This window comes from Aquimarina litoralis (assembly GCF_019295435.1).
Lineage (GTDB): Bacteria > Bacteroidota > Bacteroidia > Flavobacteriales > Flavobacteriaceae > Aquimarina > Aquimarina litoralis_A.
Genome location: NZ_WEKL01000107.1, coordinates 19,774 through 36,872 on the forward strand (window position 1 = coordinate 19,774; position 17,099 = coordinate 36,872).

Here is a 17,099-nt window from a genome sequence, read left to right on the forward strand (position 1 = left end):
ATGGGGGCTTCAACTAAAAGATTATTACTTGTATTTCTACTAATTTCTTTTCTTGCTAAAAGTCAGGAGAAGAAAGATTGGTATTCTTTTTTTGGAGAAATCCCAAAAACAGTCTCTAAGCGTTATTATGACCAACTAAAAAACTCAGAAAACCTTTTAGACAAAGCTCGAATTATTGATACTATTGCCTCTATCCATATACAATCCGGAACTACGGATTCTATTATTTATTATGGAAATCTATTAGAAGAGCAAATCTCTGCAGAAAAAGACTCCTTCGAAGCATATGACCTCTACCTTTCTAAAGCATATCACATCCTAGGAAAAGGAAAACTAGAAAAAGGACTGTTTGATGATGCTATGAAACATTATCTAGACGGAATTGCAATTTCTCCGGTTTCAGAAATGGAAAAAATGCATTATATCCATCAATTAGGACTAGGGACTGTCTATCTGTATCAAAAAGAATATGATAGTGCTCTCAGTATTTTTGAAAACTGTATTAGCAAAACAAAAGATACTGATATATTACTTTTTGCAAAAAAATTAGTAGCAGACACCTTCTTTTTTAGAAATGATTTTTCTAAAGCAAAATCCATTTATCTGGAAGTTTTAGAAGGTCTAAAAATTTATGAAAACAATAAAATCAGACTACAAACTCAGTTAAAATTAGGGCGAATAGATATTTTTGAAAATAACCTTCCACATGCATTAGAATATTTTAGATCGGTAAAGGAGGTTGCATTAGAAAGCAAATTCTACGACTTATACATTGATGCCGTTATACAAATGGGTGTGGTCTATTACAACCAAGGTTATGCGCAAGATGCTGAAATAGTTCTATCCTCTGCATATGTAAATACCGTGCAGTGGAATAAACTAGAACTACAACGTGATGTAATCAATGTGCTTAAAGACCTAAAAGTTGCTGATAAGGATTATGAGAATGCTTATAATTTAATGACTCAATATCTATCCATTTCTAACCAGATTTTAACGAATCAGAACAAGGCTATTGTTAAAGAAATGGAGGTTAAATATCAAACCTTAGAAAAAGAAAAAGAAATTCTCGCTCTCAAAGAAGAACAGCTATTAAAAGAGAGCGAAATCGAAAGACAGCGAACGATTAAAAAAGCTTTTTTAATAGGATTCTTAGCGGTACTACTTCCTGTAATTGCCCTGTTATTAGTTTATTTTCAAAAATTGAAAACTCAAATTGCCTTAAACAAATCTCAAGAAGAGGTGAATTCTCAAAAAGTCCATGCATTAATGATCGATCAGGAATTAAACCTCATCAATGCTACAATGGATGGTCAAAATAGGGAACGAAAACGTCTTGCTAGAGAATTACATGATAGTATCGGAGGAAATCTAGCCAGTATAAAATTACAAATTTCTGGTGCTAATGATCAAGAAAGTTTCCAATCCAAAATCATCAAGCAAATTGATGAAACTTATCATCAGGTTCGAGATATTTCTCATAATCTAGCTTCCAAAAAATTCCAAGATAACGGAGTATCCTCTCTTATCAAAGAGTATGTGAATAACATAGAAAATGGTAGTAATCAAAAAATTTCTTTCAACCCATATCCAGAAGAAAAAATCAATGAAATTGAAAGTCCTTTAAAGGAAGAACTCTTCAAAATCATACAAGAATTACTTACCAATACATTAAAACACGCACAGGCAGATCAGGTAGATATTTATTTAAACCGATATCAAACTATTTTGCAACTCCTTTTTGAAGATAATGGTGTTGGGTTTGACACTTCGAAAACGGGAGAAGGTATTGGTTTTGAAAATATACGAAACAGACTAAAACTTCTATCCGGGAATCTTATGATCGACTCTACAATTAATAGAGGAACGGTTATCAATATTGAGATCCCTGTATCTTAAAAACATATCCTATTGGTTTCTTTTCTGAATCAGTAAGTGATCTATAGTCTTTGATGCTATCTATGGGCTATTTTTAGTAAGAAAATCTACCAAATGGCAGTAAACTCCTATTAAACGACAGTAAATTATATTTGGTCTACACCAACACTTCGCTCATCTTTATCCAAGCATAATTTCTTGAAATGCATAGTATTTTTACACCAGAGTTATGATAATTAGTACAGTTTGTATGAAACATAAAATAAGTAACCAAGAGTTGCCACTAGAAAGAAACATACAAGAATACTCAAACATATTGATCCCCAAAATTCGCATCGTCATATTATGCAAAAAGCTATGCCCCACGCATAGCTTTTTTTATTTTTCTTAGTTAAAGTGTATTTTCCAGGAAACACATAAGGGTCTGGTGTAATATACTATTTTGCCTATTCCCCTATTATATATTACACCTAATTTTTCAACCCTTATACCCCAACCTTGATATATTTTATTAAAGCGCAAATAAATTTTGAGTTTTATATAAAATCATGCTTGACGTTTAACCAAAATTTAATTGTACCATTATCAAAAAATTAAAGGCAAATACATTCTGCTTTTACATCATACCAAGATACCGAAGTACCAGCACCACTAAAGCTATCAATACTTGCATAAGCACTACAAATCATTGTATCCGGACAATCATTAGCGCCTGGCACACAACTTTTACCAATAGGTCCCACACAAGGGCTTGATCCTATTTGATTAAGGTTTCCTCCTTTAATTTGTTTTTGTTCTTTTTTTTGCAATTCTCTTCCTAAACTCAATAAAGATTCTTTCATAAGTAATAATTTAAAAAACTGACTAGCCCTTGAACATTTTAAGACACTCAAGGTTTGTGTCTTATAACTATAACTCATGTATGGTCAACCTAAAATTTCCAACGATAAAATTGCATCTCAGGAATCCATAAAACAAACATTCGTTTTAATTATTAATATTTCTAACTGAGATATCAATATGATTGATTTTAATTGTATGCTAAGTACTACTAAATTTCTGTTAAATTCGTACCAAAAGAAGATGTGGTACTTTTTTACGATTTTATCATTGGGGTTACTCGGTAAGAGTTTATCGGGCTTACAACTTGAACAATAATAATTTTTAAATTAATTATTTCAATAACAATCAATTATAAAACATGTAATTAATAGTCAGAATTTTCGTCATTTATAAAAAACTTACAACTCAACTACCCCTTATGGATTTTGCTCTTCATTTAGGCATACTCGCTAATGCATTATTACTTTATATTTTATGGAAAAATGGATTAAAAGAGGTTCATTTCAAAATACTCTTTGTCATTTTTACATGGATTTTGTTTACTCAAATTTCTTTTTTTGGTTTTATAAATGAGTATGAAACTATTTTTTATACGGCCTTTTTATTTCAGGATACGATCCCGATAAGTATTGGTCCGTTTTTGTATTTGTATGTAAGAGCTATTTTCTTTCCTACAAAACATATTATTAAAGACAATTACAAGCACTTTATCATCCCGATACTATACCTTCTTTTTGCTAGTATCCCAAAATTAATCAGTTTGATCCAACGACCAGATACGTTTGGACATTTACGTGAAGGGTTGGAAAATCTTTGGGCACTGAGCAATATCTATTCATTGATTTACTGTGTCATCGCTCTTAAAACCCTTGCCAGAACGAAAAAATTGGTAAAACTCTATTATGCACATATAAATCCAAATGATTTAAATTGGTTACAAAAGTTTTTGTACTGTACCATTTTAATCTTTGGTATTGATATTAGCATCACAATTTATGAAGTAGTTTTTGGAGATATCAATTCAGCGATTGGAATTATCGCTCTTTTTGTCGTTTTTTTGATTGTGTATTTAGCCTACAAAGGTATTTCACAAACGAAGCTCTTATTACCGGAGTTTTTATTAAAAAAAGAAGTAGATGTTATACTATCTGCAATTACACAAAAAGAAGAAGTCACAAATGCTACCCCTAATAAAACCAATTATGATCCTGAAGAGATGGATGCATTATATACTGAATTGAATCAATTAATCAAGGAAGAACAGTATTACCTGACTCCAGACTTATCTTTAAAATCTGTATCTGAAAAACTCCACATTTCTGATAAAAAACTATCGTATCTATTGAATCAATATATGAAGGTGAGTTTTTATGATTATGTAAATCGTTTTAGAGTAGAAGAAGTAAAGAAAAAAATCAAAAGTCCTTCTTTTTCTCAGTACACATTACTAGCTATTGCCCTGGAATGTGGTTTTAACTCTAAAACCAGTTTTAATCGAACCTTTCAACGATTTGAAGGAGTAACACCTTCTAAGTTTAGAAAGCAGCATTTACAGGTATAAAAAACGATCTCTATAAAAAACTAGCTCAGAAATGATTTCAGAACTAGTTCATAAATCATTTTCATAAACTCTTCAAAAAATTGACACCTTTAAAGTTACAAAGGTTAAAAGAACCGATGTTGCTACGAAGTTATAAACTTCGTAGAGCTGGGAATTTTATAAACCGAAGGAAGTTGATAGAATAATAATGTTTCTTGATCTCAACTCTTCAACCAGTATTGCAGAAAAGATTGGACATATGAAGTATAGTCAACTTATTCAGGATTGCTTTGATCAGTTAGATATGACAGAAGATTTTGGTGCAGAGATTTATCAATATGTAGGAGATTAAGTCGTATTAGTTTGGACACCGGAAAAAGGGCTTAAAAATTCAAAATATTATTAAATTCTATTATTCATATCAAAACGCATTAACAAAAAAAGCTCTTTACTATAAAACTGAATGCAACCTTGTCCCAAAATTTAAATGTGGTTGCCACATTGGAAAGATAGTTATGACCGAGATTGGGCAAATAAAACGAGAAATTGCATTTCATGGTGATGTGATAAATACCGCGTCTAGGATTCAAAGTCAATGTAGTACTTTTGAAAAAGAATTTCTGATATCTGAAGAATTATTCAACTTATTATCTGGTAATAAGGAATTTGATTTTATTGGAGATACCTTTTTAAAAGGAAAAAACAGCAATGTAAAAATATATGCGGTTAATAAAGAGGCCACTGATTCGACAGATTTTTAGTGATCCAAACATAATATTGAAGCTTATTCTAGAATAGCAATCACATATATTAAGTAAAACAGATTAAGATTTTAGATTTAAAAATATTCTATAATTATACTAAATTTCTTTTTCGATATATTTATTTTTACTTAGGAAGTCAAAAATAGTATTGGAACGAATGAATACAATAGTTGTAATTTTAATATTTGGTGGGCTTTTTTTACTATTTTTTGTATTAATTACAAATCCGTTAAACGCGAATAAAAAAGCTAATTTTTGGCTTGGTATTTTCTCACTTCTATTTTCTACTTTTTGGTTAGATGAAATTTTAAAACTCACAAAGCTTGATTTTACTCAGGATATTTCTTCTTTTTTACCAGTCCGATTTTTTCAATTTCTAACTCCTGTAGTTTTTTATTACAGTACAGTATATTTTACCAATCCTGATTATAGATTTGAAAAAAGAGATTTGTTACATCTCATCTCCCCTTTTATTTTGCTAATAGTGCTCCTATTTGAACAACAATACCCGGCCAATAAAACCTTATTTACTGCGCTTATCAGTCTTATTGTATTACAAGCCATATACTTTATTACGTATTCTTATATAAAGATTCAACATCATAAAAAAAGTATTCGTTTATTTTCTTCAAATACTGTCGAGATAGATCTCAAATGGCTGGAACACATCATTTATGCTTTGTTAGCATTATCTTTTTTTATTGCAGGGTACAACATTTTCTTTAGTGAAAACGACTTAAATTTATTCGCTAACACCTTTGTATTATTTATAATATTTTTCATCGCTTTTAATGCACTAAAGCAGAAAGAAATTTTTACGCTAAATGAAACCGAGCGTATTCAAATTATACAAACAAAAAGCCAAACCAATATTGAGCGGCAAAAAGTAATCGATGATGATGAATTGATATTTTTAAAAGAAAAACTTATTAAAATAATGGAAAAAGATAAACCATTTTTGGATTCGGATTTATCATTAATCAGCCTTTCCAAATTAATTAATTTAAGCCCACATCAATTATCATATTTGATAAATGTTGGTTTTAATAAAAACTTTTTTTTGTTTGTAAACAAATATCGTGTTGAACTTGTAAAAGAACTTCTTGCCAATAAGAGTAATGACAACTTATCCATTCTTGGTATTGCTTTCGAATCTGGTTTTAATTCTAAAACTGCTTTCAATACTACTTTTAAAAAATTTACACACCAAACACCTTCAGAATATAAAAAATCACGTTCTACTTTATAAAAACAAACCTTTTTTTATTTTAAATAATTGATTGTCAATATTTTACATTTTTATTAAAAAATAGGTTCTCTTATATAAAAACGAACAATTTAGCATACTTCACTAGTTAGTTTTGTATCTCAAAATTAACATAACTAATTATGCTTAATAAAAATTTGTTTTGGTTATTACTATTATTTATAACAGTAGTAAAAGCACAAGAGTTTACACAAACTATCAAAGGACATGTATTCGATAATGCATCTCAAGAGCCAATTCCATATGCTACGGTTGCGATTTTGAACGTCCAACCAATTATAGGAACTACTACAGATATTGAAGGTAATTTTATACTCGAAGACATACCTGTGGGGCGTTATAATATTGAAGTTTCTTTCTTAGGATATGAACCATTAATAATCCCAGAAATAGTGGTTACTTCGGCTAAGGAAGTAAACTTAACTATTGAATTAACAGAAAGTCCTTATGCGCTGGACGAAGTTATTATACGCCCTAAAACAAGGAAAGAAAAACCAATTAATAAAATGGCAACGGTAAGCGCAAGAATGTTAAGCGTTGAAGAAGCCAGTAGATATGCAGGAGGTTTTGACGATCCTGCTCGTTTAGCATCTTCATTCCCTGGAGTAGCTACAAGTAACGTTGGTAATAATGCTATTATTGTTAGAGGTAATGCACCCAAATATTTACAATGGAAAATTGAAGGTATAGAAATACCCAACCCTAACCATTTTGCAAATTTAAGTGCTTTTGGTGGTGGTGGGTTAACAGCATTAAGTAGTAATTTGTTAGCCAACTCTGATTTTCTTACTGGTGCTTTTCCCGCTGAATATAACAATGCTTTATCAGGTGTTTTTGACATAAAAATGCGAAATGGAAACTCTGTTGATCACGAACATAGTATAGAAGCCGGTCTAATAGGCATAGATTTAACTTCTGAAGGTCCTCTAGGTAAAAAAGAAAAAGGTGCTTCTTACCTAGCCAATTATAGATACTCAACTCTAGGTCTTATTTCTCCATTACTACCAGATGATTCAGGAGATATAAATTATCAGGATATATCGTTCAAACTAAATTTACCAACAAAAAAAGCAGGGTTGTTTTCTGTTTGGGGAATTGGTTTGGTAGATAATTCAGAAACACTACCAGAAAAAGATCTCAATAATCAAGTGTATTATGAAGATATCGAACAACAAGATGTAAGTCAATACATGGGTGCTTTTGGTATAAATAACAGATTAAGCCTTAAAAATTCTGCGTATTTAAACACGACTATTTCAACTTCGACAAATGGCATCAGTTTAAAAACTGATAGACTAAACAGTCAATCACAATTACAGCCTGAAAACGAAATAAACAATAATCACTATAATATCATATTCAAATCCTATTTAAACAAAAAATTTAGTACAAAACATACTCATAGAACAGGAATAACCTATAGAGGATTGGCTTATCATATCGATTTGAAAGAAAGGGATGAAAACACAAATACTTTGAACACCATAGCTTCCGAAAATGGATTTAGTTCATTAGTATCCTTATATTCTCAATCTTCTTTGTCTTTTAAAAAATGGAAACTCAATCTAGGCATTAATGCTCAGCTATTTAGCTTAAATAACAGCATTTCTATTGAACCAAGATTAGGTACAAGCCATCAAATTAATGAAAATAATGCAGTAAGTTTTGGTTATGGTCTGCATAGCAGGATAGAACCTTTAAATATTTACTTCGCCAGAACCATAGATATCAATAATGTCCAAGCCAATAGAGAATTAAAACTTTCAAAAGCTCATCATTTTGTACTGGCATACGATTGGAATATTTCAAAAAATTTACACTTAAAAGTTGAGCCTTATTTTCAATATTTATTTGACATTCCTATAGTGACTAATACCACTACCTCTCTTATAAACTTGGAACAAGATTGGTTTATTACAGACAGATATATAAATGCAGGTAAAGGACAAAATTATGGGATAGACATCACCTTAGAACAATATATGAATAATGGGTTTTATTATTTGATATCTGGATCCATATTTGATTCGAAATACAAAACTGATACCAATGAATGGTTCAACACAAGGTTTAACAAAAGCTTTTTAATTACAGCGCTGGCTGGTAAGGAATTTAGATTTGGTAAAAGCAAACAAAGTTTATTAGGAATTAATATTAGAGCGAGTGTACAAGGAGGTAATCGATATTCGCCGATAGACAACCAAGCATCAATATTACAAAGTGATGTAGTGTATAATGATGCAAATCCATTTACTCAACAGGCAAAAACAGCATTCTTAACCGATTTTACTATTAACTATGAATGGAATAAACAAAAATCCACTCAAAGACTATCTCTCAAGGTTTTAAATGCCACAAATTTTGAAGAATTTCAAGGTCACAGATTTAATCTACAAACCAATACAGTTGATAAATTTAAAGAAGCCATAATTATTCCAAACATAAGCTACAAAATAGCTTTTTAACTAGTAGATCAAAATAAAAATCTTTTACAAAACATATAAAAAACCATGTTATGAAAACTAATGTTTATTATACTCTTATCGTACTATTTTTCCTAGTCTCGTGTCAGAGTAAAGAAAATACAGATAAAAAAGAATCTTATATCAATCCCAAGAGCTTAACAATGGAGTTGAAAAATGGCAATTGGTTCAACGGAAACACTTTTGAAAAGAAAACTGCATGGGTTCGAAACGGTATATTATCGTTTGAGAATAAAAATGAATTAAATGATACTATTATAAACTTAAAAGGGAAGTATGTCATTCCTCCATTTGCTGAAGCACATAACCATAATCTGGAAAGCGCATTCCAGCTAGAAAAACGGATTAACTCTTACCTTAAAAATGGTGTATTTTATGTAAAACAACTTTCTTCCATAAAAAAACAGATTGACCCATTGATGCATCATTACAATAAACCAAATGGAATAGACATTAGTATGGCTCATGCGCCTCTTACAGCAACTGGTGGTCATCCTGTAGCATTACGTGAATGGTTTCTTGAATCAGGTTGGTTTGAAGGTCTCTTTGACACATTAGATGATATCGAATCACATGGTTTTTTTACGATAGATAATCAGAACGATTTAGAAAATAAATGGAGCCATATTTTATCTTTTAAACCTGATTTTATTAAAATAATGCTTCTTCATTCTGAAGAATATGAAAAACGAAAAAATGATACTACTTTTTTTGGAAAAAAAGGTTTAAATCCAGCTCTAGTTCCTATAATTGTTAAAAAAGCTCATGAAAATAATTTACGGGTAAGTGCGCATGTGGAAACCGCCCATGATTTTCATGTAGCAGTTAAATCTGGTGTGGACGAAATTGCTCACTTCCCTGAGATATTTAACGGTAATATAGTACCTCGAGAAGATGTAGTTTTAGCAAGGAAAAAGAATACGGTTGTTACCACTACAATATCATTGATTAACAGAAAAAAAGAAGATTCACTTTACACAGATTTACTTGATAATATTAAACAAAATCTAAAGATATTTAAAGAAGAAAAAGTAACTCTCGCTATTGGATCTGATATGTTTAATGACAATTCAGTTGGCGAATTCCAACTCCTTTACGATTTAAACATTTTTAGCAATCTTGAACTTCTAAAAATGTGGGTTGAAAATGCTGCAAAGACAACACTCCCAAACAGAAATATTGGTCATTTGCAAGAAGGTTTTGAAGCAAGTTTTTTAGTCTTAGATTCTGATCCTTTGGCAGATATAAGAGAAATAAATAATTCTATTGTTCTTAAAGTTAAGCAAGGAGAAATATTAGAATAAACAACTATTAGGATACTACTCCATAAATATCTTCTATAAAATATAACGAGAATTTCCAAATACAAAAAAAATAGTATAGGTAACCAATAAACGAATGCGGTATACAAATGTAGAAGCCATAATTATCCCAAACATAAGCTACAAAATATCATTTTAGTTAATAGAATAATTCAATTTGAAAATTGATAAATAAACAATAACCAGAATTGATATGAATTCTTATTTAGTTTGAAATCATTCCCACATTTAAAGTTTATTAATTATTAAGTATATAAAAACTATGAACCGAAAAAATTATAGTTTATTCTTAGGAGTTTTATTCTTATCAGCATTAAGCGCAATGAACCCGCTTAAGAATATAGGTCAGAAAGCTTGTTTTGAAGAAACATTGATTTCTAAAGAGGAAGCACTTTCAGAGATAGACACACTAAAAAAATATATAGAAGAGGTTCATCCTAACCCATATAATTATGTTTCAAAACCTTTGATATATTCTGAATTTGAAAAAATAAAGAGTCTTATTATTAATGATAGTATATCAATTTACAAACACTATAACAATGTTAGTAAATTAATGGGTCTTTATAATGACGGCCACACTTTTGCTAAATTTCCTAGAGAGTATTATCGACTTCAACAAAAATTTTTACCCTTTAAAGCTACTATAAATGATAAAGACAAAGAGATTCTTATACAAGCGTCTTCTGATTCTACTATTCAAGAGGGCTCAAAAGTTATTGCGGTCAATGGAATTCATACTGAGCAATTAATAGACTCTTCTGTTGACTTAATGAGTGGAGAGACAAAAGAGTTTAAAATTAAAAGAATTGAGTATACATTATCAGAATTATTCTATAGTCAATTTGGATTTTGCAGATCTTATGAGGTTCAGATTGAATCCAACAATAAACAAAGTGTACATTATGTCCAAGGAATAGATTTTAAATCCTACAAAAGACTAAAAAACAATCCTAATGATATATCTACAAACAACTATTCTGCAAAATTTCTTAATAATGGTAAGGTATGTATCATAGATTTCAATTCCTTTAGAGATCTTGCATCCTTCAAAGAGTTTCTGATCAAAACTTTTACCAAAATTTCAAATCTTAATACAGAACATCTTATAATTGATATAAGAGATAATAGTGGAGGTAATTCTCAACTTGGGGATGAACTATTTCAATACATAGCAAACAAACCTTTTAATCAATACTATAAATCCTTAGCAAAATCAGGCAAATAACAGAAAAAGGCTTATGAATACTATTTGAAAAAAGGGTATATTGATTCAACATTTTATAATCAAAGCAACTCGATTCCTAATGGAAAGATAACAACTAACATAGCGCAGTTACATCCTCTCCGTAATGAACCTTTGCGTTACTCAAACAGTTTATATTTACTTATTAATACAAAAACCTACTCATCTGCATCTGATTTTTCTTGGTGCTTTAAACATTATGATATGGGAACAGTTATTGGACAAGAAACTGGTGGACATGCTGTTTCATTTGGTGAAGTAATAAATGTAGAACTTCCTTTTTCTAAATTAAATATCGGGATTTCTTCGAAACATTTTTATCGTATTGGAGCAAGTGATAAAAATAGGCATGGAACAATACCAGAGATAAAAGTTAATTCAGAGTTTGCCTTAAAACAAGCTTTAGAATTAACAAATATATAAATTCACTTATGACTAGAAAATCATATATGTATCGTATAGATAACTGCTCGTATTTTATAGGAGACGATCTAATTATTTAAAAAAAATAATCATAAAAAATCAAGAGGAAATTGAATCCATAATTATTTCGAAGATAGTCTAGAATTTATGACTTTTTTTTAATAGAACCTTTCAACGATTTGAAGGAGTAACACCTTCTAAATTTAGAAAGCAACATTTACAGGTTTAAAAACGATCTCTATAAAAAACTAGCTCGGAAATGATTTCCGAGCTAGTTCAATAGTTAATATATCATCAATTATATTGATGCTTTGAAATAGCATCCAAAGTTTTATATGTTAATAAAGGCTTTACTTTACTATTAAATGCATTAACTGCTTTTCGTCTAAATTCAGAATTTCTAGTACCATCTCCGGCAGGTTGTGATTTCAATAACTGTTCAAAAATTGGCATTGTTTTCTTACCTAATTTTGACCACTTTTCAAGCTTACCTGTCACATAGCCTTCTGCTTTACTTTTAACTTTCTTCATTATAAAGTCATCAACTTTTGTTTGTAGATTATTTACATTTTTTTGAGAAGACACATTCTCCATGAAAATCGATTTTAAAGCCATATGTGTTAGGTCTTTCGAAATAAAATCCTTTCCAGTATACTCAACCCCTGCTTTTTCATTTATAGCATTAGAAACTTCTCTTAAATATTCGTTCTGTTGTTCTAGTATTTGTATTTGATCTGAGAACGTTTCTCCTTTAGTTCCAAAGAAAAATTCTCCAAGATTCTTATATTTACTTTTTACATCGTCAGAAAGACCCAAAATAGACCCTTGATCCAAATTACCATCTTTTTGGGCAGCAGCTGAAATAGCATAGTCTCCCTTTTGATCATACCATTTCACTTCACCTGTTTCCAAATTTTTTATCCAATCTTGAGGTTTCATTCCATCAGGATCCATAAAATAAATAGGGTTGTTAAAAGCATAGTTATAGGGACTGTGTCTGCGCATTTCTTCTGCTAATGGATCGATATTCATCCATCTACCTAAAGCTGCGTCATAATTACGCGCTGTAATATCAATCCATCCAAGTCCCAATTCATCTTGATGCTCTTTTCCTGTAAATCCAAACTTTTGTGCTGCACTATTCCCATGAGAAGAAATCATTGTGTTATATCCTTTTTGTGGTAATCCAAAAGGATAATAATTCTTTTCTTCTAAAATTTCGCTATAGGAGGCATCATTTACTTTGGTAATACGTAAATCATCAAACCAACCTTCTACTTTGGAGCCTCCTGTATAGATACCTAAACGCAGATTCAATTTATCGATATTAGCAGGTACCGTTACTCGCTTTTCTACATACAACCATCTGTTTGTTTGACGCAATCTAGGGGCTTCTGCTATCTGCGTAGAGTATCCTGTTTCTTCATTCTCATTCATAAATAACAAGATTCTACCATATGCACTACTTGGGGCCTCTATATAAATCCAACCAGAAAAGATATAATCTGTAACCACAGTATTGTTTATAGTAATCCAATTATTGCTATGGGCGTATACTTCTCCTGAACCGTTTTTTGATAATTTGATTGCCTTGCTGCCAGATACGGTATGTTTACCATCGATAATAGCAGAAGAACCATACAAAGCTCCTACACTATCCCATCCAGCCGTATTACTAGCATCATCATAAAAGATTTCTGTAGTTGGTGTTGTGATTTCACCGTCATCATTACTATCGGTAAATGATAAACGGATATTACCTAAATGATCTTTATACTGATAAACATAGTTGTATTTTCCTAAATTATCCTTTTGCACATACCCTTCTGCATGATTAAAGAATTGTAATTCTCCGTTTTCGTAAACGTAATTACCTGCGTATAAAGTTTCTGTTTCTGCTCCTGTAGTTTCATTTACTACATATTTTTTCAACTTCACCCCTGTAGCATCATAGACATAATTAATAGTGCTATCATCAATAGCACCAAAGTCAATACCAGTAGGTAAATTAAGATGATTATAGTAGATGTCAGAAATTCCTTTATTCCAATCTTTGGTCATATTACCATTAGTATCATAGCTATAGTCATTACCATTGGTATTCCCATCTTTAAAACCAAATGGAATACCTTCATGATCATTTACTGCTAGTAATTTATTACCACTATCATAGGTATACGTTAGATCATCCATTACATCAAAAACAGTTGCTTCCTGATTTGTGTGCCCCAATCTAACTAAATTAGAAATATTCCCATTTTTATCGTAGCCTATTTCATCCAAATCATATTTGTCACTGGCAGTTCCATGTGCTCCTATAATCCTGTTTAACGCATCATAATTATAAACATAAGATTTAGTGCCAGGGTCGATATTTTGTGTTTGCCAAGTAGTTTGCGCAATATTTCCATTATACAAATACTTAGCAGCCTCACTACCTGTATTATACTTTAAGCTAAAATTAAACAGATCATTATCGCTATTTCCATCTTCGTTTATAGCGGTTAACCAACCATGCACATTATAGTCATAATCCACTTTCTGCAAACCACGATTATTGTCTACAATTTTAAAGTTCTTGATTTTTGCACCATTAGTATGCATTGATATGTCCCCTAGCAAACTTCCAAAAGAAGCAGTTTTAGAAACATAAAAGGTTTCTCCATTCTTTTTGTAATGGATGGTATTACCAATACGTTCTACTCTAAAAACATCTCCTTTTACAAATTTGCCATACTCTCCTTTATGTTTACCATTTTCATAAATGATCAGCCTTTTGGTCCAATACAGGTAGATCGCATGATTAATTGTAGAATAGTGTGCATTGCTATTACTATTGGATAAACCTATCATCATAGGAGTATTATCCGAGTTAGCTATAAACTCTACATATCCATTGCCATCGATACTTCCCTTGGTTGCCAAACCTACGGCCCAACCACCACCACTTATTTTGGTGATCTCATTATTACTAATTGTAAGTCCACTAGTTACGTCTGTGTATCCTGCTTTGGTTCCATTACCCAGCATTTTACTTTCCAACTGACCTAAGTCATCGTAGTTATTTTTTACAATACGCTCAGATATTTGGTTATTAATTTGTTGGGTTTGACTCACCAATCGATCCATATGATCATATTCAAAGCGGTCAACCGTAACGATATCTATTTTTCCTGTTTTTTTATGGGTAGTTTTGGTTTCTAATACTTTCCCTGTAAAATCATCAAGCTTGCTTTCCATAATATCTACAGTTCCCAAATAAGGATTATCACTGTACACATAAATTGGACGACCTTTTTGATCATAATAGGTAATTGTGGTAATCCAACTATTAGATTCTAACACACGTGTTTTTGATACTGTAGCCAGTCCATTTGTCCTAGTGGTAACATCTTGCTCATATACACTTACCGGAGCAGAAAAACCTATTGGTACATCCACATAAGTATCGTAATAATTTACGGTATGTAATTCAACATCAGAATCTGGAAGAAGTATCATGGTATAAAACATTGGGATTCCATTATAACTTTGCCCTGCATAATTCTGTACCGCAGTAGTTCTATCTTCATTAACTCTGGTGTCATTTATGATTTCCTCATTCTGTAGTTCAGCTCTTGAAAAATGATCTCCATCTGTCCATTTACCAGTGTATATGACTCTTCCTAATTTATCATACTTTGTAAACAACCACTTATTTCTCGATCTTAAATTGGCATCTTGCGTTAATACTGGCCTGTCTTGACTATCATATACGATATACTCCCAATCTTTACCTGGGATTTTCTTTTCGACCAATCGATTACGATAATCGTATACATATTGATAACATAATTCTTTTAACGTAGTAGTATTTGGTTTTGAAATCGTTCCTTCTGCTTTTGGTGGAATCACATAGGTTAAATTTCCAAAGTCATCATATACATAATACGTATCATGTTTTTGATTTCTATTATAGGTACGTTTTAAGATAAGTTGTCCACTTTTATTTTTGAATTCTTCTGTGGTATGATCATATGTATAAGTCTGTCCAGACATCCAATTTTCATCCTTAGTCACGGTCTTGTATAACTGCCCTTGTGTATAATAGGTAGTTCCACCTTGTAATGTTGGTATATAGGTATTGTTAGCAAAACTGGTAGTTACTTCGTAAATTTTAACTTCATTCGCCAAATTTGCATCATAATCAAATTTGATTTCATGACCATTCCCCAATTTCCAATCTGTACCAGGTGCTGCTTGTTTGTTGACTCTACCAAGAGGAGAATCTTCTATGTCCTTCTCACTATAAGCATTAATATCCGTTGGTAAGGATACTCCTGCAAAATCTGCTTCATACTTTTGCTGATAATACCTTTGAGTGGTTTGTTCTATATCCCCTATTCTAATATTAGCATTATTAGCTTGATCAGCAAACGGTAGATATTCTTTTACTTGTCTACCAAAATCATCATAGGCAACATGTGTAACGATGTCACTTGCTTTTTCTTCAGTAATAAATGTAGATTTTCTTCTTACCATATCTATTATAGACAACTCTGTTCCATCAACAACTTGAGCTATTGGACTCCAAAAGTATTGACGTACTGCTGTATCTGTACAATAATATAAGTAATTTCTAAAGCGTGTTTGATTTAGTCCAGGACGCCATTTGTACTCGGTTCCATCTATTACCTTATTACCATTTATATCATATACACCACTCACTCCTATATCACCACCTGTATAACTATGCGGATGTATAACCCCAACCATAAGATACCAAGTGTTTAGTTGCGGTAAATCACCAGCCCAGAAATATGGGTTGCTATTTTCTGTACCATTTAGATTATTTACATTTTGAGTACCATGATAGGTAGTTCCAGCTTGAGAACCTGTACGTTTAACCCAAACCGCGTATTGATAGGTCTTTGTATTATCAATGGAGAAAAATCGAGTATTCCATCCACCATCAAAATTAGATGCAGCATCCGGAATACACTCCCATACCAAATCTGTATTTCCAAATGGTGTTGCCCCATTAATTATTTTGTTTTCTGTAGCAGAACCAGCAGTATAAAAATCTGTAGGTCCCGTATTGTTTAGTGTCCAATCAATCGGAATTACATTTTTAGAAACTGTTTTTCCCCCTGCTTCAACACCCACAGTTTGTTTTAACCTACCTAATCCATCAAAATATTGAACCGTAGACAAAACTTTATCTTTATCATACTCTATAATCGGAGTGGTGGTAGGTATTTTATATGTTCTTGTTTCGGTATAGTTTTCTGTTTGACTTTGTGAAAACATAGCAAACGGAAAGAGTAGCAGTATTATAAATATCTTTTTCATCT

At 31.3% G+C, this 17,099-nt stretch carries 9 protein-coding genes and 1 pseudogene; 8 read left to right on the forward strand and 2 right to left on the reverse strand.

Annotation, left to right across the window (positions count from 1 at the left end):
* The gene (locus GBO31_RS23450; protein WP_219011058.1) at positions 1-1,899 is read left to right on the forward strand and encodes a tetratricopeptide repeat-containing sensor histidine kinase; all 1,899 of its coding nucleotides are present in this window, start codon (positions 1-3) and stop codon (positions 1,897-1,899) included.
* Positions 1,900-2,471: 572 nt separating this feature from the next.
* On the opposite strand, the gene GBO31_RS23455 is transcribed toward GBO31_RS23450, so the two are convergent.
* Positions 2,472-2,720 (reverse strand): hypothetical protein, encoded by a 249-nt coding sequence (locus tag GBO31_RS23455; RefSeq protein WP_219011059.1) that lies wholly within the window; start codon positions 2,718-2,720, stop codon positions 2,472-2,474.
* 419 nt (positions 2,721-3,139) lie between these two features.
* On the opposite strand from GBO31_RS23455, the gene GBO31_RS23460 reads away from it, so the two are divergent.
* From GBO31_RS23460 to GBO31_RS27095, 7 genes and pseudogenes are all read left to right on the forward strand, one after another.
* Positions 3,140-4,282 carry a helix-turn-helix domain-containing protein gene (locus tag GBO31_RS23460; protein WP_219011060.1) on the forward strand — a complete coding sequence of 381 codons (1,143 nt, stop codon included), beginning with the start codon at positions 3,140-3,142 and terminating at the stop codon, positions 4,280-4,282.
* Between the two features lie 187 nt (positions 4,283-4,469).
* Positions 4,470-4,613, forward strand: coding sequence for a hypothetical protein (locus GBO31_RS23465; RefSeq protein ID WP_219011061.1), 144 nt, complete (start codon positions 4,470-4,472; stop codon positions 4,611-4,613).
* A 49-nt stretch (positions 4,614-4,662) separates the two neighbouring features.
* Positions 4,663-5,022, forward strand: a complete 360-nt coding sequence (locus GBO31_RS23470) for an adenylate/guanylate cyclase domain-containing protein (protein ID WP_343211344.1) — start codon at positions 4,663-4,665, stop codon at positions 5,020-5,022.
* Between the two features lie 160 nt (positions 5,023-5,182).
* On the forward strand, positions 5,183-6,274 hold the full coding sequence (locus tag GBO31_RS23475; RefSeq protein WP_219011064.1) for a helix-turn-helix domain-containing protein: 1,092 nt from the start codon (positions 5,183-5,185) through the stop codon (positions 6,272-6,274).
* Positions 6,275-6,414: 140 nt separating this feature from the next.
* Positions 6,415-8,757, forward strand: coding sequence for a TonB-dependent receptor (locus GBO31_RS23480; RefSeq protein WP_219011065.1), 2,343 nt, complete (start codon positions 6,415-6,417; stop codon positions 8,755-8,757).
* A 50-nt stretch (positions 8,758-8,807) separates the two neighbouring features.
* Positions 8,808-10,079: an amidohydrolase family protein gene (locus tag GBO31_RS23485; protein ID WP_219011067.1), complete on the forward strand. Its 1,272-nt coding sequence runs from the start codon at positions 8,808-8,810 to the stop codon at positions 10,077-10,079.
* Between the two features lie 574 nt (positions 10,080-10,653).
* A pseudogene (locus tag GBO31_RS27095) lies at positions 10,654-11,766 on the forward strand (S41 family peptidase).
* Positions 11,767-12,060: 294 nt separating this feature from the next.
* On the opposite strand, the gene GBO31_RS27100 reads toward GBO31_RS27095, so the two are convergent.
* Positions 12,061-17,097 carry a DUF6443 domain-containing protein gene (locus tag GBO31_RS27100; protein ID WP_246615975.1) on the reverse strand — a complete coding sequence of 1,679 codons (5,037 nt, stop codon included), beginning with the start codon at positions 17,095-17,097 and terminating at the stop codon, positions 12,061-12,063.
* Positions 17,098-17,099: the final 2 nt, after the last annotated feature.

What these genes read in the sequence shown, in the direction of transcription:
- GBO31_RS23465 (WP_219011061.1), top strand. Translation starts at nt 4,470, where the DNA reads ATGTTTCTTGATCTCAACTCTTCAACCAGTATTGCAGAAAAGATTGGA.
- GBO31_RS23450 (WP_219011058.1), top strand. Translation starts at nt 1, where the DNA reads ATGGGGGCTTCAACTAAAAGATTATTACTTGTATTTCTACTAATTTCT.
- GBO31_RS23460 (WP_219011060.1), top strand. Translation starts at nt 3,140, where the DNA reads ATGGATTTTGCTCTTCATTTAGGCATACTCGCTAATGCATTATTACTT.
- GBO31_RS27100 (WP_246615975.1), bottom strand. Translation starts at nt 17,097, where the DNA reads ATGAAAAAGATATTTATAATACTGCTACTCTTTCCGTTTGCTATGTTT.
- GBO31_RS23480 (WP_219011065.1), top strand. Translation starts at nt 6,415, where the DNA reads ATGCTTAATAAAAATTTGTTTTGGTTATTACTATTATTTATAACAGTA.
- GBO31_RS23485 (WP_219011067.1), top strand. Translation starts at nt 8,808, where the DNA reads ATGAAAACTAATGTTTATTATACTCTTATCGTACTATTTTTCCTAGTC.
- GBO31_RS23455 (WP_219011059.1), bottom strand. Translation starts at nt 2,720, where the DNA reads ATGAAAGAATCTTTATTGAGTTTAGGAAGAGAATTGCAAAAAAAAGAA.
- GBO31_RS23475 (WP_219011064.1), top strand. Translation starts at nt 5,183, where the DNA reads ATGAATACAATAGTTGTAATTTTAATATTTGGTGGGCTTTTTTTACTA.